The 20498-nt window shown below is 66.6% G+C and carries 19 protein-coding genes, 2 tRNA genes and 1 pseudogene; 10 read left to right on the forward strand and 12 right to left on the reverse strand.

Annotated elements, in window-relative coordinates:
• The coding region (locus ASE78_RS08195) for a TrmH family RNA methyltransferase (protein ID WP_414886834.1) at nucleotides 1-469 on the reverse strand (469 nt) is incomplete at its 3' end.
• 1 nt (nucleotide 470) lies between these two features.
• Nucleotides 471-2117: a M20/M25/M40 family metallo-hydrolase gene (locus ASE78_RS08200; protein ID WP_156351360.1), complete on the reverse strand. Its 1647-nt coding sequence runs from the start codon at nucleotides 2115-2117 to the stop codon at nucleotides 471-473.
• Between the two features lie 86 nt (nucleotides 2118-2203).
• On the opposite strand from ASE78_RS08200, the gene ASE78_RS08205 reads away from it, so the two are divergent.
• Together ASE78_RS08205 and ASE78_RS08210 are read left to right on the forward strand one after the other, a co-directional pair.
• Nucleotides 2204-2290: transfer RNA gene (locus tag ASE78_RS08205), tRNA-Tyr, on the forward strand.
• 12 nt (nucleotides 2291-2302) lie between these two features.
• A complete protein-coding gene (locus ASE78_RS08210) occupies nucleotides 2303-2656 on the forward strand; it encodes a YnfA family protein (RefSeq protein WP_162236478.1) in 354 nt (117 codons plus the stop codon).
• Between the two features lie 10 nt (nucleotides 2657-2666).
• On the opposite strand, the gene ASE78_RS08215 is transcribed toward ASE78_RS08210, so the two are convergent.
• Nucleotides 2667-2740, reverse strand: a tRNA-Gly gene (locus ASE78_RS08215).
• A 113-nt stretch (nucleotides 2741-2853) separates the two neighbouring features.
• Between ASE78_RS08215 and hisS the strand changes: the two genes are divergently transcribed.
• The 5 genes and pseudogenes from hisS to ASE78_RS19535 all read left to right on the forward strand — a co-directional run bounded on the left by hisS (nucleotide 2854) and on the right by ASE78_RS19535 (nucleotide 7534).
• Nucleotides 2854-4131: a histidine--tRNA ligase gene (hisS, locus tag ASE78_RS08220; RefSeq protein WP_082467083.1), complete on the forward strand. Its 1278-nt coding sequence runs from the start codon at nucleotides 2854-2856 to the stop codon at nucleotides 4129-4131.
• Nucleotides 4132-4246: 115 nt separating this feature from the next.
• Nucleotides 4247-5320, forward strand: coding sequence for a peptide chain release factor 1 (gene prfA, locus ASE78_RS08225; RefSeq protein WP_056495611.1), 1074 nt, complete (start codon nucleotides 4247-4249; stop codon nucleotides 5318-5320).
• Between the two features lie 230 nt (nucleotides 5321-5550).
• A complete protein-coding gene (gene prmC / locus ASE78_RS08230; protein ID WP_056495616.1) occupies nucleotides 5551-6369 on the forward strand; it encodes a peptide chain release factor N(5)-glutamine methyltransferase in 819 nt (272 codons plus the stop codon).
• 244 nt (nucleotides 6370-6613) lie between these two features.
• Nucleotides 6614-6796: pseudogene (locus ASE78_RS19530) on the forward strand (DUF4167 domain-containing protein); the annotation flags it as partial.
• A gap of 504 nt (nucleotides 6797-7300) precedes the next feature.
• A complete protein-coding gene (locus ASE78_RS19535; RefSeq protein WP_235514997.1) occupies nucleotides 7301-7534 on the forward strand; it encodes a hypothetical protein in 234 nt (77 codons plus the stop codon).
• Between the two features lie 63 nt (nucleotides 7535-7597).
• Here ASE78_RS19535 and ASE78_RS08240 read toward each other — a convergent pair whose 3' ends face one another.
• From ASE78_RS08240 to mdh, 7 genes are all read right to left on the reverse strand, one after another.
• Nucleotides 7598-8269: a hypothetical protein gene (locus ASE78_RS08240; protein ID WP_156351362.1), complete on the reverse strand. Its 672-nt coding sequence runs from the start codon at nucleotides 8267-8269 to the stop codon at nucleotides 7598-7600.
• A gap of 128 nt (nucleotides 8270-8397) precedes the next feature.
• Nucleotides 8398-9798, reverse strand: coding sequence for a dihydrolipoyl dehydrogenase (gene lpdA / locus ASE78_RS08245; RefSeq protein ID WP_056495621.1), 1401 nt, complete (start codon nucleotides 9796-9798; stop codon nucleotides 8398-8400).
• Between the two features lie 16 nt (nucleotides 9799-9814).
• Entirely contained in the window at nucleotides 9815-10312 is a 498-nt protein-coding gene (locus tag ASE78_RS08250) for a DUF1877 family protein (protein WP_056495624.1), read from the reverse strand.
• A gap of 16 nt (nucleotides 10313-10328) precedes the next feature.
• A complete protein-coding gene (gene odhB / locus ASE78_RS08255; RefSeq protein ID WP_056495628.1) occupies nucleotides 10329-11579 on the reverse strand; it encodes a 2-oxoglutarate dehydrogenase complex dihydrolipoyllysine-residue succinyltransferase in 1251 nt (416 codons plus the stop codon).
• A 42-nt stretch (nucleotides 11580-11621) separates the two neighbouring features.
• Nucleotides 11622-14585, reverse strand: a complete 2964-nt coding sequence (locus tag ASE78_RS08260) for a 2-oxoglutarate dehydrogenase E1 component (RefSeq protein ID WP_082467084.1) — start codon at nucleotides 14583-14585, stop codon at nucleotides 11622-11624.
• Nucleotides 14586-14660: 75 nt separating this feature from the next.
• Nucleotides 14661-15545 carry a succinate--CoA ligase subunit alpha gene (gene sucD, locus ASE78_RS08265; RefSeq protein ID WP_056495630.1) on the reverse strand — a complete coding sequence of 295 codons (885 nt, stop codon included), beginning with the start codon at nucleotides 15543-15545 and terminating at the stop codon, nucleotides 14661-14663.
• Between the two features lie 187 nt (nucleotides 15546-15732).
• Nucleotides 15733-16695 (reverse strand): malate dehydrogenase, encoded by a 963-nt coding sequence (gene mdh, locus ASE78_RS08270; RefSeq protein WP_056495632.1) that lies wholly within the window; start codon nucleotides 16693-16695, stop codon nucleotides 15733-15735.
• 301 nt (nucleotides 16696-16996) lie between these two features.
• Here mdh and ASE78_RS08275 point away from each other — a divergent pair, with 301 nt between their 5' ends.
• From ASE78_RS08275 to ASE78_RS08285, 3 genes are read left to right on the forward strand one after another with little or no spacing between them, the layout of a single operon-like run.
• Nucleotides 16997-17278 (forward strand): ETC complex I subunit, encoded by a 282-nt coding sequence (locus ASE78_RS08275; RefSeq protein ID WP_056495633.1) that lies wholly within the window; start codon nucleotides 16997-16999, stop codon nucleotides 17276-17278.
• Nucleotides 17278-17685, forward strand: a complete 408-nt coding sequence (locus ASE78_RS08280; protein ID WP_056495635.1) for a DUF2147 domain-containing protein — start codon at nucleotides 17278-17280, stop codon at nucleotides 17683-17685. Before ASE78_RS08275 ends, ASE78_RS08280 begins: the two co-directional genes overlap by 1 nt.
• Nucleotides 17686-17687: 2 nt before the next feature.
• Nucleotides 17688-18140, forward strand: a complete 453-nt coding sequence (locus ASE78_RS08285; RefSeq protein WP_056495637.1) for a GNAT family N-acetyltransferase — start codon at nucleotides 17688-17690, stop codon at nucleotides 18138-18140.
• Nucleotides 18141-18310: 170 nt separating this feature from the next.
• Here the strand turns inward: ASE78_RS08285 and groL are convergent, their stop codons facing one another.
• Both groL and groES read right to left on the reverse strand, forming a co-directional pair.
• Nucleotides 18311-19957, reverse strand: a complete 1647-nt coding sequence (gene groL / locus ASE78_RS08290) for a chaperonin GroEL (RefSeq protein WP_055761209.1) — start codon at nucleotides 19955-19957, stop codon at nucleotides 18311-18313.
• Between the two features lie 49 nt (nucleotides 19958-20006).
• Nucleotides 20007-20294, reverse strand: a complete 288-nt coding sequence (gene groES / locus ASE78_RS08295) for a co-chaperone GroES (protein ID WP_055761206.1) — start codon at nucleotides 20292-20294, stop codon at nucleotides 20007-20009.
• Nucleotides 20295-20498 lie beyond the last annotated feature (204 nt).

The following is a 20498-nucleotide window of genomic DNA, read 5'->3' on the forward strand; positions in this document are numbered from 1 at the left end:
ACGGCACGCTCTCCAGCGCGCCCGATGCCGAGCGCGCGACCGTCCCCGATTCGGGCGGGGCATGCCGGTCCTGCGTGACGATGCCAAGGCAGTCGAACGCGGCGGCCGACCGCAGGATCGCGCCGACATTGTGCGGATCGGTCACCTGATCGAGCAACAGGATCGGCCGGTCGTCGCCCTTCCCCTGTTCGATCAGGTCGGCCAGCCAGATGTCCTCCAGCGGATCGGCCTCGACCACGATCCCCTGATGCGGCGCATCGGCGGGGACGAGGCGGGCCAGATCGGCGACCTCGGCATAGACCACCGGCACGCCCTCGGGCAGCACCAGGCTCGCGCCCATCTCGTGCGTACACCAGATCTTGCGGATAGTGCGTTCGGGATTGTCCAGCGCGGCGAAGGCTGCGTGGCGGCCCCAGAAACGCGGGCGTTGCGGCGATGCCTTGCTCGGGCGGTGTCCTTTGCGGGCCATGTCAGTCTTTCTCAGGGATAGCGTAGGGGTCGGTGGCGACCGGTTGGGTGGGAAGCGGCGGGCGCGGCAGCGGCCGCTCGGCATTGGCGGCGCTCAGCAGCAGCGACGCGAGGATGATCGCGTTCTGCCGCATGTCCGGCCCCTTGATGTGATCGAAGGTATCGATGCTCGTATGGTGCAAGCGGCTGCCATAGTCGAGCGGGTCCTGAATGAACTGATACCCCTGCAGCCCCACCGACTGGAAGAAATAATGATCGGTGGAGCCGGTCCGCCGGTTGGCGACGGTCGTCGCCCCCATCGACGCGAACGGGCTGAGCCAGTCGCGTAAGCTCGGCACGGCGGCGACATTGTTCTCGGCATTGATCCCGCGAATCTTGCCCGAGCCGTTGTCGATGTTGAAATAGGCGGTCATCGCGTCGTAGCCGGGCTTCTTCGTGATCGGGAAGCGGTTGCTCCAGCCATAGAAGCGCGCGAGGCCGCCGTCCCGGCCGGCCGCCGGTTCGGGCCGCGTCGCGATATGCCGTTCGACATAGGCGAGGCTGCCGAGCAGTCCCTGTTCCTCGGCATTCCACAGCGCGAAGCGGATGGTGCGCTTCGGCCGGACCTTGAGCGCCGACAGGATACGTGCCGCCTCCATCACCACGGCGGTGCCCGCCGCATTGTCGACCGCGCCGTCGCCCGCGACCCAGCTATCGAAATGCGCGCCGGCCATCACATAGCCCGCATTGGCATCGGTGCCGGGCAGATCGGCGATGATGTTGTAGGCGGTGGGATCGCTGTCGTCGAAGCGGACCTTGCTGTCGATCTCGATCGTCGGCGCGGGGCCGCTGACCGCAAGGCGGGCGAGCCGGCGGTAATCCTCCGCCGCGATCTCGACCGCCGGCACGACGGGGGCGACCGCGCGGGTGAAGAGATAGCCCGATCCATGCAGCAGCTTGCCGTCGCGCGACGACATCGTCGCCATCGCCACCGCCCCTTCGGCCTTCAGAAACGCATCGAGCTTTTGCGCAAAGTCGAGCCGTTTGGCGCGCCGGTCGGTGTCGGCCGGATCATATTCGGGTTCGCGCCAGCTATCGGCCTTGGCCAAATCCTCGCCGGTCAGCCGGCGGAAGGCCGGCTCGGTCGGTTCCGACCCGGTGCCCGGCCGCGACACCATCACTACCTTGCCGCGCAACTTGCCGCGCCAGTCGGCGAAATCCTTCTCCTCGGCGATCGGCGCGACGATCACCGGTGCCGCCACCGGGCCGTCGGTGCCCGGCGTCCATGCGATCGGGATCGCCGTCAGCGCGATCACGCGCGGCGTCACCATCCGCACGCTCGACCGCTCGATCGTCCAGCCGCGCCCGAACTCGAACCCCTCGGCGGTGGTGGTCAGACCCCATTCGCGGAACTTCGCCTGCGTCCAGCGCTCGGCCTCGCGCATTTGCGGCGAATTGGGCAGGCGGGGGCCGATGCGATCGGTCAGATGCTCGGCGATCGGCATCACCTGCGTCCGGGTGGTGCCTTCATCGAGGATGCGGTTCACCGCGTCGCGGTCGACGCTCTGCGCGGCGAGGGGGGCGGCAATCAGGCAGGTTGCGAGCAGGATGGGGCGCAAACTCGGGGTTCCCTCATGAAAAATGGATGGTCGCGACGCTAAGTTGCCCATGAATATGGTGCAAGCCGTTGACAGCGCCGCGCCGGGACGGCAATGGGCGCGCTCGCTTGAACGGCTGGCCCGTTCAGGTGGCGGCTGGACAGGTGGCCGAGTGGTTAAAGGCAGCAGACTGTAAATCTGCCCGGGTTTCCCGTACGCTGGTTCGAATCCAGCCCTGTCCACCACCGCCCGCGCATTTGGCGCGGCGGTGCTTCGCGGGAAGCAAGATAATCCCGACCCCCATCCTATTCCTCATCGCCGCGCTGCTCGAGATCGGCGGCTGCTTCGCCTTCTGGGCGTGGTGGCGGCTCGACCGGTCGGTCTGGTGGGTCCTGCCCGGCATGGCGGCGCTCGCCGGCTTCGCATGGGTGCTGGCGCAGAGCGATACCGCCGGGGCAGGGCGCGCCTATGCGGCCTATGGCGGCGTCTATGTGCTCGGCGCGGTGCTGTGGGGTTGGTGGGTCGAGGGGCTGGTGCCCGACCGGTTCGATGTAGTCGGTGCGGGGCTGTGCCTCACCGGCTGCGCGGTGATCCTGTTCGGACCACGATAGGGGAGGGCACTGGAGCGGGTAACGGGAATCGAACCCGTGTATTCAGCTTGGAAGGCTGCTGTACTACCATTGTACTATACCCGCCCGCGCGAAACCTGCCCCTGCCACACCCATATCGCCGGGGTCAACCGGTCGCGCGCAGAGCCGCGTGGAAACACTGGCGTTCGCGCGGCGGACACCATAAATCGCGCGGCATAATGGCAAAGATCACCACCCCGCGCCCCGTCCGGGGCACCCAGGATATTTTCGGCGATTTCGAGCGGCGCTTCACCCATGTCGCCCAAACCTTCGAGCGTGTGCGCCGCCTCTATTGCTTTGCGCGGGTCGAGGTGCCGGTGTTCGAATCGACCGCCGTCTTCGCCCGCTCGCTGGGCGAGACGACCGACGTCGTGTCAAAGGAGATGTATTCGTTCGAGGATCGTGGCGGCGATTCGCTGACGCTGCGCCCCGAATTCACCGCCGGCATCGCCCGCGCGTACCTGACCGAAGGCTGGCAGCAATATGCGCCGTTGAAGCTCGCGACGCATGGACCCGTGTTCCGCTACGAACGCCCGCAGAAGGGCCGCTATCGCCAGTTCCACCAGATCGACGCCGAGGTGATCGGCGCGGCCGAGCCGATGGCCGATGTCGAACTGCTGGCGATGGCCGACCAGTTGCTCAAGGAACTGGGCATCGCCGATGGCGTGACGTTGCAGCTCAACACGCTGGGCGACGCCGAGACGCGCGACGCATGGCGCACGGCGCTGGTCGAGCATTTCGAGGGGCACCGCGCCGACCTGTCGGAAGACAGCCTGAAACGCCTCGACAAGAATCCGATGCGCATCCTCGATTCGAAGGACCCGCGCGACCGGCCGATCGCCGATTCGGCGCCGGGAATCGATTCGTTTCTGACGGCCGAGGCAGCGGACTTCTTCGCCGCCGTCACCGGCGGGCTCGATGCGGCGGGGGTGCAGTGGACCCGCAACGACCGGCTGGTGCGCGGATTGGACTATTACCGCCACACCGCGTTCGAATTCGTGACCGACCGGCTGGGCGCGCAGGGGACCGTGCTGGCCGGTGGGCGTTACGATGGGCTGATCGAGTCGCTCGGCGGTCCGGCGACGCCGGGTGTGGGCTGGGCAGCGGGGATCGAACGGCTGGCGATGCTGCTGGAAGAGCCGGCAGATAACCGGATCACGCTTGCGGTCATAGCAGACAACCCGGATTTTGCCTCGGAAGCCATCCGGATTACCGGTGTGCTTCGGCGCGGTGGAGTCGCGATCGATGCGGCGTTCAAGGGCAATGCGAAGCGACAGGTCGAAGTTGCGAAGAAACGCAAGCTGGATGGCATCCTGTTCGTGCGCGGAACGACCGGCCAGGCCGCCGACTTCCACTTCCAGCAACTGTCGGAACGGTTCGATCGTGACGCCTATGTGCGCGACGTCGTCGGTCCTTTGATCGGTGGGTTCGAGGGCGAGGCAAAGGCACCCGAATGATATATTCCGTCATCCCCGCGAAGGCGGGGATCCATACACGCCAACGTCTCGATCGATCCGCACCCGCAGCGGCAATGGATTCCCGCCTGCGCGGGAATGACGAGAGGGTTGTCGCATGACCATCGCCCCCGAACGCATCGCCCAGATCGAGGCGCGGCGCGACGAACTCGCCGCGCAGATGGCGACCGGCGACCTGCCCGGCGACCGTTTCGTCGCGGTGTCGAAGGAATATGCCGAACTCGAACCCGTCGCACAGGCGGCGGGCGAGGTCCGCCGGCTGCGCGCCGAGAGCGATAGCCTGACGCACATGACGCAGGACGCCGACGACGACATGCGCGCGATGGCGATCGAGGAGCTGCACGCCAATCGCGGGCAGCTCGAATCGGCCGAACGCGCGCTGGCGCTGGCGCTGCTGCCGCGTGACGCGGCCGACGAACGCGCGGCGATGCTCGAAATCCGCGCCGGCACCGGCGGTGACGAAGCCGCGCTGTTCGCCGGCGACCTGTTCCGCATGTACCAGCGCTATGCCGACAATCGCGGCTGGCGGATCGAGCTGATCTCGGCATCGGTATCCGACGCGGGCGGCTACAAGGAAGTCGTCGCCAGCGTCACCGGCGCGGGGGTCTTCGCGCGCCTGAAGTTCGAAAGCGGCGTCCACCGTGTCCAGCGCGTGCCCGCGACCGAAAGCGGCGGCCGCATCCACACCAGCGCCGCGACCGTCGCGGTCCTGCCCGAAGCCGAGGAAGTCGACGTCCAGATCGATGAGGCGCGCGACCTGCGCATCGACGTCTATCGCTCGTCGGGGCCGGGCGGCCAGTCGGTCAACACCACCGATTCGGCGGTGCGCATCACCCATCTGCCCACCGGCCTCGTCGTGATCCAGCAGGACGAAAAATCGCAGCACAAGAACAAGGCCAAGGCGCTGAAAGTCCTGCGCACCCGCCTCTACGAAGCCGAACGCGCGCGGCTGGCCGACGAGCGCGCCGGCACGCGCCGCTCGATGGTCGGATCGGGCGACCGGTCGGAGCGCATCCGCACCTATAATTTCCCGCAGGGGCGCGTGACCGACCACCGCATCAACCTGACGCTCCACCGTTTGCCCGAAATTCTGGAAGGCGAGATGGAGGAACTGCTCGGCGCACTGATCGCGCAGGACGAGGCGGAGCGGCTGGCGACGCTGGATGGGTGATTTGCGTTCACGCGAAGGCGCGAAGGTCGCGAAGAAGAAGGGTATTCGCGCAGAGGCGCAGAGGCGCGGAGGGGGTGCGCCCGTCGATCGCGCAGCGATCTATCCTGCTGCCTTCGCTGACCGAACGCGACAGCGCGGAACGTCACCCGACGCGCAACCCCTCCGCGCCTCTGCGCCTCTGCGCGAACAATCTCCTTCTTCTTTGCGCCTTCGCGCCTTCGCGTGATTCCATGACCACGCTCCGCCAGGCGCTGACCCAAGCGACGGCGCGCATCGCCGAAGTCTCCGACTCCCCCCGTCTCGACGCCGAACTCCTCGCCGCCCACGCGCTCGGCTGCACGCGCGAAACCATGTTGTTGATGAGGCTGGACGACCCCATCCCCGAGGGGTTCGAGGACTTGGTCGATCGCCGCCTAACCCATGAACCGGTCGCCTATATCACCGGCAGCCGCGCGTTCTGGACGATCGAGCTGATGGTCGGCCCCGGCGTCCTCGTCCCCCGTGCCGACAGCGAGACGCTGATCGAAGCGGCGCTGGGCCACTTCGTCACCCGCACACCGCAACGCATCCTCGACCTCGGCACCGGTCCCGGCACGCTGCTGCTGGCGGCGCTCGCCGAATGGCCGGGCGCCACCGGCCTCGGCGTCGATGCCTCGCCGGCCGCGCTCGACTATGCCCGGCGCAACGGCGCGGCGCTGGGCATGAGCGATCGGGCCGAGTGGCGACAGGGCGACTGGACCGCCGGCATCGACGGTCGCTACGACCTGATCCTCGCCAACCCGCCCTATATCGGCACCGGCGAATCGCTTCCGCACGAGGTCGTCGGTCACGAACCGGGCGAGGCGCTGTTCGCCGGTTACGACGGGCTCGACGACTACCGGCGCATCGTGCCCGATCTTCCCCGCCTTTTAGACAAAGGGGGCATCGCCGCGATCGAGATCGGCCATACCCAAGGCGAGGCGGTCGCCACGCTGGTCCGCGCCGCCGGGCTGTCGGCGACGCTGGTCCGCGATCTGGGCGGCCGGCCGCGCTGCATCCTTGCGGGTTGAACCGAACGGCGGCGCGCCCCATCTTTCCGCTTGGAGAAGCCGGTTGCACCCGCTAAGACCGATGGCGGGGCAGGCACCATCGACCACGTCGTTGATAGCGGGCAGGGCTCCTTCCATCGTCATGTGCGCCGCCGTCCCGCGGCCATGGCAGGCGGACGGTGCCTTTGCGCATCGCCTCGCGGATTTGCTCGCACCCGGGATCGCGAGATCGACGGACAGGTAAGGACAGGACAACCAACCCTTGATGAACAATCGTCAGGCCGGCCGCCGTCGCGGTCGCGGTGGCCAGCGCCAGCCGGGAAGCGGCGGCGGCAATTCGCGTGAAACCGGCAATCGTATCGACAATCGCGCGCGTGGCAATGCCGCGCAACTGCTCGAGAAATACAAGAACCTTGCCGCCGATGCGCAACGCGCCGGCGACCGGGTGAACACCGAATATTATCTCCAGTTCGCCGATCACTATTTTCGCGTGCTCGAAGCGGGCCGGTCGCGGGTCGAGGAACAGCGCCGCGTGCGCGACGACTTCGACGGCGGCGAGGACGATGATTTCGAGTTCGACGGCGATAACGCCGACGGCGGCCAGCAGGAACGCGGCAGCCGCGACGATCGCCAGCGCGACGATCGCGGCAATCGCGAAGAGCGCGGCCAGCGTGACGATCGCGGCAATCGTGAGGAACGCGGCCAGCGCGATGACCGTGGCAACCGCGACGATCGCGGCCAGCGCGAAGAGCGCCAGCCGCGCGTCCAGCGCGACGATCGCGCCCCTCGCGAAGACCGTGCGCCGCGCGAAGAGCGTGCCGCACGCGACGATCGCCCAGCCCGTGAGGAGCGTCCGCAGCGCGAACGCATCCGCCGCGATACGCCGCGTACCATCCCCGGTGCGGGTGAAGTCCGCGCGGTAGAGGGCGAGGTCGGCACGCAGGAAAACGTCGTGCCCGAACCCGTCGTCGCCACCCAACCGGACGAGGCCAAGCCGGTCCGTCGCCGCACCCCGCGCGTCCGGGCCGAAGCCGCCCCGCTCGAAGCAGTTCCGGCCGAAGCCGCGCCATCGATCGACGCGGATCGCCTGCCGCCAGCACTCTCGACGCCTGATGACGGTGCCGAACGGCCCCGCCGCCGCCGGATCACCCGCGTGAAGGAAGAGGTCGTGCCGCCCGCCGCCTGAGGCGCGAGCGACACGACTATCGGCAACGGCCCGTACCGCTCGCGCGGTGCGGGCCGTTTCGTATCAGGTGATCCAGAGGGTTTGTTGTGCGATGACACGCCATCGTCCGCCAGTCCCGTCGAACGCCAGCAACTCTCCCTGACTGTCGCGGCGATCCCGGCGAAGGTCGACAGAGACGAACGCAAGCGTTCCGTACCGGGCTGGCCGTGACAGCCGGACCTGGTCGCAGGTGTCGTTGCCGATCGACTGACCATGTCCCAGCCACGCCGGTAGGATGAGAAGCGGGGCGCTGGCGCTCTCGCCCGGTATCGCTGCAACGATCATGGCGATCCCATGATCGATCCGCGCCGCCGTCCGCGGATCGATGGGTCTGCCCGCCATGTCGTACCACGATCCTGATCGTGACCGGACCGGGTCGGCTGCGGCCGGTATCCGGGCGATCGGTGCGGCCGCCTGTCGCGCCATATCGCCCAGCTCACCGAACGGAGGAAGAGCAAGCATCGGCGTGACGCATTGGCCGGGAGCGGCAACATGCTTCAACGCCGCGCGGATGATCGCTTCGTCGGCACTCGCGATGGCCGGCTGCGAAGCCGGCAGGAACATGACGCTGCCCGTTCCTCCCAGCCGCACCGGCGGAACATAGATTGCCGTTCCGATGCTGGATGGCGACGATCCGGCCGCGCAGCCGCTACCGATAGCCGATAACGCGATCAGACAACCAAGGCCGACCCGCATCCTGCTCTCCTATCCCTGTCGGGGCTGAGCATGCCATCGTCAGGGTGTGACGGCCAGCCACCAACGCAAAAGGGGCGGGACACGCTGCCGTGTCCCGCCCCCATGAAGCCGTGTCCGTACGCGAACGATCAGATGTGGATCGCCTTGCCCCGTACCGCCATCGCCGCTTCCTTGAGCGCCTCTGCGTGCGTCGGGTGCGCGTGGCAGGTGTAGGCGATGTCCTCGCTGGTCGCACCGAATTCCATCGCCTGCGCCGCCTGTGCGATCATCGTGCCGGCTAGCGACGAGACGATCCATACGCCGATGACGCGGTCGGTCTTGGCATCGGCGATGACCTTCACGAAGCCATCGGTGTCGCGATTGGTCTTGGCGCGGCTGTTGGCGGCGAAGGGGAATTTGCCGACCTTGATCTCGCCCTTGTCCTTGGCCGCTTCCTCGGTCAGCCCGACGCCGGCGATCTCGGGCATGGTGTAGACCACGCTCGGAATCACGTCATGGTTCACGATGCCGGTCTGCCCGGCGATGAACTCGGCGACGGCGACGCCCTCGTCCTCGGCCTTGTGCGCCAGCATCGGACCATGCACCACGTCACCGATCGCCCAGATGCCGTCGACCTTGGTGCGGAACTCCTCGTCGATGTCCACCTGCCCGCGCTGGTTGACGTCTAGGCCCGCCTTGTCGAGCGCGAGGCCCTCGGTGTTCGCACGGCGGCCGATCGACACCAGCACCGCGTCTGCCGTGATCGTCGTCGCCTCGCCGCCAGCGGCGGGTTCGACCGTCAGCGTGGCGGTGCTGCCATCGACCGAAGCGGCCGTGACCTTGGTCGAGGTCTTGAGGTCGAAGCCCTGCTTCTTGAACAGCTTGGCCGATTCCTTGCGGACCTCGCCGTCGAAGCCGGGCAGGATCTGGTCGGCATATTCGACCACCGTGACCTTGGCGCCGAGGCGACGCCACACGCTGCCGAGTTCGAGGCCGATCACGCCGCCGCCGATCACCACCAGATGCTCGGGCACCTTGGGCAGCGCCAGCGCGCCGGTCGAATCGACGATGATCGCCGCGTCATTGTCCACCTCGACGCCCGGCAGCGGCATCACCGACGATCCGGTGGCGATCACGATGTCGCGCGCGGTGACGGTACGGTCGCCGACTTTGACCGTGTTGTCGTTCTCGAACGCGGCATAGCCTTTCAGCCATTCGACCTTGTTCTTCTTGAACAGATATTCGATGCCGCCGGTCAGCTCGCCGACCGCCTTGGCCTTTTCGGCGTGCATCTGATCAAGGTCGAGCGTCGCGCCCGCGATGTTCACGCCGAACTTGGCGAGATGCCCGCCGGTCGCTTCCTCGTACAGCTCGGAGGCGTGCAGCAGCGCCTTCGACGGGATGCACCCGACGTTGAGGCAGGTCCCGCCCAGCGTCGCGCGGCCCTCGGCGCACGCTACCTTGAGGCCCAGTTGCGCCGCACGGATCGCCGCGACATAGCCGCCGGGTCCGGCACCGATCACGAGGACGTCGAAGTCGTAGTCAGCCATTGGTTTCTATCCCGTCCTAGTCGTTGTGGGCGATCACGCGGATCGCGCCGTCGCCGGTACGGCGGCAGTGTGCCGCGAATTGGCGAAGGGCCGGAAGCCCTTGCAGTATATAGTCGATCGCATCGCCACCGACGAACGTGTCGGCGAGATACACATCGGCCTTCATCATCGCCTTTTGGTCGAACCGGCGGGCGATCGTCGCATCGTCCTGGGCGTCGAGCGCATCGGCGAACGCCTTCATCCGCTCGGGCGCGATCAACCCGATCCCGCCCTCGCCATTCTCGTCCGCGCCCAGTTCGGGCAAGGCGGCGATGATGATCCCGAGCGGATGGCCGACATCGTCGGCCGATCCGGTCAGCAGGTAATGCAGCGCATGCCAGCCCATGTCGAAATCGACGAGGTCGAGGTTCTCGACCCCCTCGTCGAACACGAACGTCTCGAACACCGACGGGTCGGCGACCAACCGGTCGAGGTCGGCATCGCCAGCCCGCCGCAGATAGATCACCATGCCCATCGGTGCCCGATCCTTCTTACAGGTCGATCAGCAGGCGGGTCGGGTCCTCGATCGCGTTCTTGAGCGCGACGAGGAACGTCACCGCCTCACGACCGTCGATCAGGCGGTGGTCGTAGCTGAGTGCCAGATACATCATCGGGCGCACCACGACCTGTCCGTCACGGACGACCGGGCGTTCCTCGATGCGGTGGAGGCCCAGCACCGCCGACTGCGGTGGGTTGATGATCGGGGTCGACATCAGCGAGCCGAACACGCCGCCGTTCGAGATGGTGAAGGTGCCGCCCTTCATCTCGTCCATCTTGAGCGTGCCTTCCTTGGCGCGCTTGCCGAAGTCGCCGATCGTCTTCTCGACGCCCGCGACCGACAGCTTGTCGGCATCGCGGATGACCGGGACGACGAGGCCGCCCGGCGCCGACACGGCGACCGAGATGTCGGCATAGTCGCGATAGACGATCTCGTCGCCCTCGATGCTGGCGTTGACCGACGGAATGTCCTTCAGCGCCATCGTCGCGGCCTTCACGAAGAAGCCCATGAAGCCCAGCCGCACACCGTGCTTCTTCTCGAACAGGTCCTTGTACTTCGCGCGCGCCTCGATCACCGCCGTCATGTCGACGTCGTTGAAGGTAGTGAGCAGCGCGGCGGTATCCTGCGCTTCCTTGAGTCGCCGGGCGATCGTCTGGCGCAGGCGCGTCATCTTGACGCGCTCTTCCTTGCGCGCCGGCGAGGCACTGGCGGCGGGGGCCACAGTTGCCGGAGCAGCCGCAGGAGCGGCGGCGGCCGACTTGTCGCTGGCGGCGGCGACCACGTCTTCCTTGGTGATGCGACCGTCGCGACCGGTGCCCTTGACCTTGGCCGGATCGACGCCGTGCTCGAGGATCGCGCGGCGCACCGAAGGCGACAGCGCGGCGGCATCGACATTGGCATCGGCCGCTGCCGGTGCCTGCTGCGCCGGGGCGGCAGGAGCGGCACGCGCGGGGGCCGCTTCCTGCTTCGGCGCATCCGCCTTGGGCGCGGGCGCGCTACCGGCGCCACCGGCGTCGATCGTGGCGATCATCGCGCCGACCGACACGGTGTCGCCCGGCTGCACCGCATGCGCGCCCATCACGCCCGCGACCGGCGCGGGTACTTCGACCGACACCTTGTCGGTTTCGAGGCTGGCGATCGGCTCGTCGGCCGCGACCGCTTCGCCCGGCTGCTTCAGCCATTCGCCCAGCGTCGCTTCGGTGATCGATTCGCCCAGCGTGGGGACCAGAACTTCGGTTGCCATCGGATTTTCCTCATCTCCCCCGTGTCGGGGGTAATAACACGGTTAGGATGCGGCCTTGCCGGTGGCGCGTTCGCCCTCGGCCTGACGGGTACGGCGGATTTCGTCGCGGACATTGTGGCCGAGCGCATCGGCGACCAGCGCGCCCTGTTCGGCCTGGTGACGCTTCATCAGCCCGGTAGCGGGCGATGCCGCTGCCGTGCGACCGGCATAGCGCGCGCGCGCCACCGGCGCGTTCGCCTCGGCCAGCGCTTCCTCGATCGCCGGTTCGACGAGGAACCACGAACCGTTGTTCTTCGGCTCCTCTTGCGCCCACACTACGTCGGTCAGGTTGGGCAGACGCTTCAGCCGCTCGACCAGCGCATCGGTGGGGAACGGATAGATCTGTTCCACGCGCACGATCTGCGTGGCGGTATCGCCCGCCGCGTCGCGTGCCTCGATCAGGTCGAACGCGACCTTGCCCGAACACAGCACCAGCCGCGTCGTGGCCTGATCGGCCGGGGCTGACGGGTCGGACAGCAGCCGCTTGAAATGGCTGTCGCCCAAGAACTCGGCGGCGCTCGACGTCGCCATCTTGTGCCGCAGCAGCGACTTGGGCGTCATGATGACCAGCGGCTTGCGGAAATTGCGGTGCATCTGCCGGCGCAGCAGGTGGAACAGGTTCGCCGGCGAGGTGACGTTGGCCACCTGCATATTGTCGCCCGCGCACAGTTGCAGGAACCGCTCCAGCCGCGCCGAGCTATGCTCCGGCCCCTGACCCTCGTAGCCGTGCGGCAGCATCATGACGAGGCCGTTGGCGCGCAGCCATTTCGCTTCGCCCGCCGCGATGAACTGATCGATCATGATCTGCGCACCATTGGCGAAATCGCCGAACTGCGCTTCCCAGATCACCAGCGCCTTGGGATCGGCCAGCGCATAGCCATATTCGAAACCGAGCACGCCATATTCGGACAGCGGGCTGTCCAGCACCTCGAAGCTGCCATGCTCGATGGTCTTCAAGGGCACGAACTTGTGCTCGTCGGTCTGGTCGACCCATACCGCATGCCGCTGCGAGAAGGTACCACGACCCGAATCCTGCCCCGACAGGCGGACGCCGAACCCTTCCGACAGCAGCGATCCGAACGCCAGCGCCTCACCGGTCGCCCAGTCGAAGCCCTCGCCGCTGGTGAACATCGCCCGCTTGGCGTCGAGCACGCGGGTGAGCGTCTTGTGGACCTGAAGGTCGCCCGGAACGCTGGTCAGCGTGCGGCCGAGCGATTCGAACAGCTTGGGGCTGATGCCGGTTTCGACCGAGCGCCGCGCGCCCTCGGCGTCCATCGGCGCGTGCAGCCCCGACCAGCGCCCGGCGAACCAGTCGGCACGGTTCGGCTTGTAGCTCTTGGCCGCGTCGAACTCGCTTTCGAGATGCTGGGTGAACTCGCCGGTCTTGGCGCTGACGAACCCGGCGTCGATCACGCCTTCGTCCTGCAACCGCTTGCCATAGATGTCGCTGACGCCGGGATGGCCCTTGATCTTGGCGTACATCAGCGGCTGGGTGAAGGACGGCTCGTCGCCTTCGTTATGGCCGAAGCGGCGATAGCACCACATGTCGACCACCACGTCGCGGTGGAATTTCTGGCGGAACTCGATCGCCATCTTGGTCGCGAAGGTCACGGCTTCGGGATCGTCGCCGTTCACATGGAAGATCGGCGCCTGCACGCCCTTCGCCACGTCCGACGGATAGGGCGAACTGCGCGCGAACTGCGGGCTGGTGGTGAAACCGACCTGGTTGTTGATGATGAAGTGGACGCAGCCACCGGTGTTGTAGCCACGGATGCCGGAGAAGCCGAGGCATTCCCACACGATCCCCTGACCCGCGAAGGCGGCGTCGCCGTGGATCAGGACGGGCAGCACCTGCTCATGCGTTTCGAGGTCGCTGCGGAAGGTCTGCTGCGCGCGCACCTTGCCCAGCACCACCGGGTTGACCGCTTCGAGATGGCTGGGGTTGGCGACCAGCGACATATGCACCGACACGTCGTCAAAGGTGCGGTCGGTCGAGGTGCCGAGGTGATATTTCACGTCACCCGACCCGCCGATGTCGTCCGGGTTGGCGCTGCCGCCGGCGAATTCGTGGAACAGCACGCGGAACGGCTTGGCCATCACGTTGGTCAGCACGTTCAGGCGACCACGGTGTGCCATGCCGTACACGATCTCGCGCACGCCCATCTGGCCGCCGTATTTGATGACCGCTTCGAGCGCGGGGATCATCGATTCACCGCCGTCGAGGCCGAAGCGCTTCGTGCCGACGTATTTGCGGCCGAGGAACTTCTCCCACTGCTCGGCCTCGATGACCTTGCTGAGAATCGCTTTCTTGCCGTCGGCGGTGAACTGGATCGCCTTGTCGCGGCCCTCCATCCGGTCCTGCAGGAACTTGCGTTCCTCCACGTCCGCGATGTGCATATATTCGAGGCCGACATTGCCGCAGTAGTTGGCGCGCAGGATGTCGACGATCTCGCGCACGGTGGCCCATTCCAGCCCGAGCGTGCCGCCGAGATACACCGGCGTGTCGATCTCGGCATCCGAAAAGCCGTGATATTCGGTGCGCAGATCCTCGGGCAGATCGCGGCGTGCGAGGCCCAGCGGATCGAGATTGGCGGCAAGATGCCCGCGCACCCGGTAGGTGCGGATCAGGAGCTGCGCGCGGATCGCGTCGCCCGCCGCCTTGGCCACATCGACCTTGGGCGCGGGCGGAGCCGCCGCCGGAGCCGGCTCGCCGCCGCCCTTGGCCGGCTTGGGGGCCGGTTCCATCTGCGTCGGGTCGAGCGCGGCGGTCAGCGCGTCGGTATCGGTCAGCGGCCAGCGCTTGCTCTGCCAGCTCGGATGCTGCGTCGCGCCCTCCAGCCCGTCAAACCACTGACGCCAGCCGGCATCGACCGACGAGGGATTCTCGCGGTAGCGACCATAAAGCGTTTCCACGAATGCCGGGCTGACGCCGGCGGCGATGTCGAAATCCTGGCCTTCGTAGCCCATGGTCGTTTCCCGTCCGCTGTTGCCCGGTCGAACCGGGCGGTGCCCCGCGCGCGTCGTGGCGCGGGGCGTGTCAGTTCAACCGTTCAGCACTTCGAGCAGCGTCGAACCCAGCTCGCTGGGGCTCGCCGCGACCTTGATGCTGGCCGCTTCCATCGCCGCGATCTTGCTTTCCGCATCGCCCTTGCCGCCCGACACGATCGCGCCGGCATGACCCATGCGACGCCCCGGAGGCGCGGTGCGGCCCGCGATGAAGCCGGCCATCGGCTTGCTGCGGCCGCGCTTGGCCTCGTCGATCAGGAACTGTGCGGCCTGTTCCTCGGCATCGCCGCCGATCTCGCCGATCATGATGATCGACTGGGTGGCCTCGTCGGCGAGGAACAGCTCCAGCACGTCGATGAAGTTGGTGCCGTTGACCGGATCGCCGCCGATGCCGACCGCCGTGGTCTGGCCGAGGCCGGCGTTCGAGGTCTGGAACACCGCTTCATAGGTGAGCGTGCCCGAACGCGAGACGACGCCGACGCTGCCCTGCTTGAAGATGCTGCCGGGCATGATGCCGATCTTGCACTCGCCCGGCGTCAGCACGCCGGGGCAGTTCGGGCCGATGAGGCGCGACTTGCTGCCCGACAGCGCGCGCTTGACGCGGACCATGTCGAGCACCGGAATGCCCTCGGTGATCGCGACGATCAGCGGGATTTCGGCATCGATCGCCTCGAGGATCGAATCGGCGGCGAAGGGCGGCGGAACGTAGATGACCGACGCATCGGCACCGGTCTTCGACTTGGCTTCGGCGACGGTGTTGTAGACGGGGAGGCCGAGGTGCTCGCTGCCGCCCTTGCCCGGCGTCACGCCGCCGACCATCTGCGTGCCATATTCCAGCGCCGCCTTGGTATGGAAGCTGCCGGTTTCGCCGGTCATCCCCTGGGTGATGACCTTGGTGTTCTTGTTGACGAGGATGCTCATCTTCGTTTCCCTTGCTGCTCCGTGGCCGGAGCGAAAATTCGGTTCAGCCCGGCGAACGGATCGTTCGGCATCAGTGCTGTAGGGGTGCCGGATCAGACCGCCCTTCCGGCGTGGTCCGCGACGGAGGCGAAAATTACTCCGCTTCCGTCGCGCCTGTCCCTGGTCCCCGCCAGAGCGGGGAGGCTGCTTACGCCAGCGTCTCGTCGATGCCCTTGCAGGCGACCAGCAGTTCCTTGACCGCGTCGACCGACACGGTGAGGTTCGCCTTTGCTTCGTCGTCCAGCGCGATCTCGACGATCTGCTCGACGCCGCCGGCACCGATCACCACCGGCACGCCGACATACAGGTCGTTCACGCCGTACTGGCCGTCGACATAGGCGGCGGCGGGCAGCACGCGCTTCTGGTCGTACAGATAGGCTTCGGCCATCGCGATGCCGCTGGTCGCGGGCGCGTAATAGGCCGAGCCGGTCTTGAGCAACGCGACGATCTCGCCGCCGCCGCCGCGGGTGCGCTTGACGATCGCGTCGATCTTCTCCTGCGTCGAGCGGCCCATCTTGATGAGGTCGGGAACGGGGATGCCCGACACGGTCGAATAGGAGATGACCGGGACCATCGTGTCGCCGTGCCCACCCAGCACGAAGCTGGTCACGTCCTTGACCGACACCTCGAACTCGTCCGCCAGGAAGTGGCTGAAGCGCGCGCTGTCGAGCACGCCGGCCATGCCGACGACCATGTGGTGCGGCAGCCCGCTGAATTCGCGCAGCGCCCACACCATCGCGTCGAGCGGGTTGGTGATGCAGATGACGAAAGCGTCGGGGGCATTGTTCTTGATGCCCTCGCCGACGGCCTTCATGACCTTCAGGTTGATGCCGAGCAGGTCGTCGCGGCTCATGCCCGGCTTGCGCGCGACACCGGCGGTGACGATGATGACGTCCGCGCCCGCGATGTCGGCATAGTCGTTGCTGCCGATGATCTTCGCGTCGAACCCTTCGACGGGTCCGCACTGCGACAGGTCGAGTGCCTTGCCTTGCGGAATGCCCTCGGCCACGTCGAACAGGACGATGTCGCCAAGGTTCTTCAACGCTGCGAGATGGGCGAGCGTGCCGCCGATATTGCCGGCGCCGATCAGCGCGATCTTCTTGCGAGCCAAGGTTCTCTCCGTGCAGTCAAACGCGCGGTCCTGCCGCGACGCGCGGGGCAATAAGCGGTTTTGATTGAAGAGACAAGGGAAAACCAATCTTTAATGATAACCAGTCGCAAGAGCAATAGACAAGAGGAATGGCTGAAATCGGACCATGTGGCTGTTCATGGCGAACGACACGCCCGATCCGGCATGATATTCCTGCCATGCTCTGCGCATTTAGCGTCGCGGCAAGGCGCGACTCCTGCTGGCATGGCGCGCCGGCTTTGCTATGCAGGGATAAATCCTGTCCTGCACGAAGGTTTCGTCGATGCCCAGCGCCCGTATCTACCAGATCCCCAAGAACGCGATGCAGTCGGGGCGTGCCAAGACGCACACCTGGATGCTCGAGTTCGAGCCGGCAGAGCCGAAGCAGGCCGATCCGCTGACTGGCTGGGCGGGATCGGGCGACACGCGCGATCAGGTGAAGTTGAAGTTTCCCTCGCTCGATGCCGCGACCGAGTACGCCCAGCGCGAGGGGATCGAGTATCATGTCGTGCCCGCGCCCGAGCGCACGCTGAAGCTGCAAGCCTACGCGGACAATTTCAAGTGATGCGGCACGCGCTGGTGTTCGCCGCGGTAGCGGTCGCGACCCCGGCCGTCGCCGCGACGCCGATCGCGGGTCGCTATCTGACCGAGGACGGCGCAGGCGTGATCGAAGTCGCGCGCTGCGGCGACAAGGTGTGCGGGCGACTGGTCCGCATCATCAAGGCGACGCCCGGCGCGCCGATGACCGACGTCAACAACGGCGATCCCGCGCTGCGGTCGCGCCCGATCCTAGGCATACCGATCCTGTCGGGCTTTGCCGATGCCGGCAGCGATTGGCGCGGGCGGATCTACGACCCGCGCAATGGCAAGAGCTACAAATCGATCGTGTCGAAGAATGCCGACGGGTCGCTGAAGGTGCAGGGCTGCATCGCGTTCTTCTGCCAGACGCAGTTGTGGAAGCCGGCCAAATAGTCATGCCGACCGAGGTCCGGCTTCGCATCGTTACTGTCGACGATCTGCCGGTCTTTTACGAACATCAATGTGATCCAATGGCTGCGGCGATGGCAGGGTTCGTGTCCCGGCCGCGACCGGCGTTCGATGCGCACTGGCAGCAGATTCTCAACCGGAACGACTGCGAGGTCCGAACCGTCGCTGTCGATGGCGTCACGGCGGGCTATGTCTCCACCTTCATTCGTGAAGGGCAGCGCGAGATCGCCTATTGGATCGGGCGCCGGTACTGGGGGCAGGGCGTTGCCAGTCGTGCCGTCGTGGCGTTCCTCGACATGGCTAGGGAGAGGCCGGTCTCCGCTTCGGTGGTAGCGAGCAACCTTCGCTCGATCGCGGTGCTGCGCCACGCCGGGTTCGCGTGGGTCGAGACGGTAGCCAGAGCGGATGGGGTCGTGGAGCAGGTGTTTCGGCTGGGATAGACGAAGTTCGTTGAACGCGAAAAGGCCGGGAAGGGTATCCCCCTCCCGGCCTTTTCTGCGTCTGGATCCGGCACCGGCGAAGCCGGTGCCCGTCGGTCGGGTGACAGGCACCCGCCGGCCGGATCGATGCAAGTCCTGCGCGAGCCATCGCTCGCGCAGGCCACATTCGATCAGAAGTCCATGCCGCCCATGCCGCCCATGCCGCCGCCGGCGGGCATCGCCGAAGCCTTGCCGTCGTCGGGCAGTTCCGAAACGGTCGCTTCGGTGGTGATGAGCAGGCCGGCGACCGAGGCCGCGTTCTGGAGCGCGGTGCGCACGACCTTGGTCGGGTCGATCACGCCGGCCGCGACGAGGTTCTCGTACGTGTCGGTCGACGCATTGAAGCCGAACGAGGTATCGGTCTGGTCGAGCAGCTTGCCCGATACGACCGCACCGTCATGGCCGGCATTCTGCGCGATCTGACGCACCAGCGAGGTCAGCGACTTGCGGACGATGTCGACGCCGCGCGTCTGGTCGTCGTTGACGCCGGTGACGCCTTCGAGCGCCTTGGTCGCGTACAGCAGCGCCGTGCCGCCACCGGGGACGATGCCCTCTTCGACGGCTGCGCGGGTTGCGTGCAGCGCGTCGTCGACGCGGTCCTTGCGCTCCTTGACCTCGACCTCGGTCGCGCCGCCGACCTTGATGACCGCGACGCCACCGGCGAGCTTAGCCAGACGCTCCTGCAGCTTCTCACGGTCATAGTCCGACGAGGTGACTTCGATCTGCTGACGGATCGCGTCGGTGCGGCCCTTGATCGAGTCCGCATCGCCGGCACCATCGACGATGATGGTGTTGTCCTTGTCGATCGTCACGCGCTTGGCGGTGCCGAGCATGCCCAGCGTCACCGACTCCAGCTTGATGCCGAGGTCTTCGCTGATGACTTCGCCCTTGGTCAGGATCGCGATGTCTTCCAGCATCGCCTTGCGACGATCGCCGAAGCCCGGAGCCTTGACCGCTGCGACCTTCAGGCCGCCGCGCAGCTTGTTGACCACCAGCGTGGCGAGTGCCTCACCTTCGATGTCCTCGGCGATGATGAGCAGCGGACGGCCCGACTGCACCACCGCTTCGAGGATCGGCAGCATCGCCTGGAGCGACGACAGCTTCTTCTCGTGGATCAGGATGTACGGGTCGGAAAGCTCGACCTGCATCTTTTCCGGGTTGGTGATGAAGTACGGCGACAGATAGCCGCGGTCGAACTGCATGCCCTCGACGACGTCCAGCTCGAATTCGAGGCCCTTGGCTTCCTCGACGGTGATGACGCCTTCCTTGCCGACCTTCTCCATGGCTTCGGCGATCTTCTCGCCGACTTCACGGTCGCCGTTGGCCGAGATGATGCCGACCTGGGCGATCTCGTTGGTGCCCGACACCGGCTTGGAGCGCGACTTGATGTCCTCGACCACCTTGATGACGGCGATGTCGATGCCGCGCTTCAGGTCCATCGGGTTCATGCCGGCCGCGACCGACTTCATGCCTTCGCGCACGATCGCCTGTGCCAGCACGGTGGCGGTGGTGGTGCCGTCGCCCGCGATGTCGTTGGTCTTCGAGGCCACTTCGCGCACCATCTGCGCGCCCATGTTCTCGAACTTGTCCTTCAGTTCGATTTCCTTGGCGACCGACACACCGTCCTTGGTGATGCGGGGCGCGCCGAACGACTTGTCGATGACGACGTTGCGGCCCTTCGGCCCCAGAGTCACCTTCACCGCGTCGGCGAGGATGTCGACGCCGCGCAGGATGCGTTCGCGCGCGTCACGACCGAATTTTACGTCCTTGGCTGCCATGGTGGCTACCCTTTCAGATTAGGTTGATCTTGGAAGAAGGAAGAACCGCTCAGCCAACAATGCCGAGGATATCCGATTCCTTCATGATAAGCAGGTCTTCGCCGTTGACCTTGACCTCGGTGCCCGACCACTTGCCGAACAGGATGCGGTCGCCGGCCTTGACGTCGAGCGGGGTGATCGTGCCTGCTTCGGTGCGGGCACCGGTGCCGGCGGCAACGACTTCGCCTTCCTGCGGCTTTTCCTTGGCAGTGTCGGGGATGATGATCCCGCCGAGCGTCTTTTCCTCGGCCTCGACGCGACGGACGAGCACGCGGTCGTGCAGCGGACGGAAGTTCATGCGCGGTTCCCTTATACGTTGAACAGGTCTTGGCACTCACCCGGGGGGAGTGCCAGCGCCCCGGATATGTGGAGCCACCCACCCGCCGTCAACCGCCGCCGGAACAATTTTGCGGTCGGTACGTGCGCTGTATCAGATAAAGCGGTGCCGGCCCGCTCCCCCTCCCGACCACCCATTAAGGATACGCTGTGGGTGGTCGGGAGG

Origin of the sequence: Sphingomonas sp. Leaf25 (assembly GCF_001421635.1) — a bacterium.
Classification (GTDB): domain Bacteria; phylum Pseudomonadota; class Alphaproteobacteria; order Sphingomonadales; family Sphingomonadaceae; genus Sphingomonas.

Bases quoted from the DNA above. Each gene is read 5' to 3' on its own strand.
- ASE78_RS08260 (WP_082467084.1), bottom strand. From the start codon at position 14,585: ATGGGCTACGAAGGCCAGGATTTCGACATCGCCGCCGGCGTCAGCCCG.
- groL (WP_055761209.1), bottom strand. From the start codon at position 19,957: ATGGCAGCCAAGGACGTAAAATTCGGTCGTGACGCGCGCGAACGCATC.
- ASE78_RS08285 (WP_056495637.1), top strand. From the start codon at position 17,688: ATGCCGACCGAGGTCCGGCTTCGCATCGTTACTGTCGACGATCTGCCG.
- ASE78_RS08250 (WP_056495624.1), bottom strand. From the start codon at position 10,312: ATGGGCATGGTGATCTATCTGCGGCGGGCTGGCGATGCCGACCTCGAC.
- odhB (WP_056495628.1), bottom strand. From the start codon at position 11,579: ATGGCAACCGAAGTTCTGGTCCCCACGCTGGGCGAATCGATCACCGAA.
- ASE78_RS08275 (WP_056495633.1), top strand. From the start codon at position 16,997: ATGCCCAGCGCCCGTATCTACCAGATCCCCAAGAACGCGATGCAGTCG.
- ASE78_RS08280 (WP_056495635.1), top strand. From the start codon at position 17,278: ATGCGGCACGCGCTGGTGTTCGCCGCGGTAGCGGTCGCGACCCCGGCC.
- ASE78_RS08240 (WP_156351362.1), bottom strand. From the start codon at position 8,269: ATGCGGGTCGGCCTTGGTTGTCTGATCGCGTTATCGGCTATCGGTAGC.
- groES (WP_055761206.1), bottom strand. From the start codon at position 20,294: ATGAACTTCCGTCCGCTGCACGACCGCGTGCTCGTCCGTCGCGTCGAG.
- sucD (WP_056495630.1), bottom strand. From the start codon at position 15,545: ATGAGCATCCTCGTCAACAAGAACACCAAGGTCATCACCCAGGGGATG.
- prfA (WP_056495611.1), top strand. From the start codon at position 4,247: ATGACCATCGCCCCCGAACGCATCGCCCAGATCGAGGCGCGGCGCGAC.
- hisS (WP_082467083.1), top strand. From the start codon at position 2,854: ATGGCAAAGATCACCACCCCGCGCCCCGTCCGGGGCACCCAGGATATT.
- prmC (WP_056495616.1), top strand. From the start codon at position 5,551: ATGACCACGCTCCGCCAGGCGCTGACCCAAGCGACGGCGCGCATCGCC.
- lpdA (WP_056495621.1), bottom strand. From the start codon at position 9,798: ATGGCTGACTACGACTTCGACGTCCTCGTGATCGGTGCCGGACCCGGC.
- ASE78_RS08200 (WP_156351360.1), bottom strand. From the start codon at position 2,117: ATGGGCAACTTAGCGTCGCGACCATCCATTTTTCATGAGGGAACCCCG.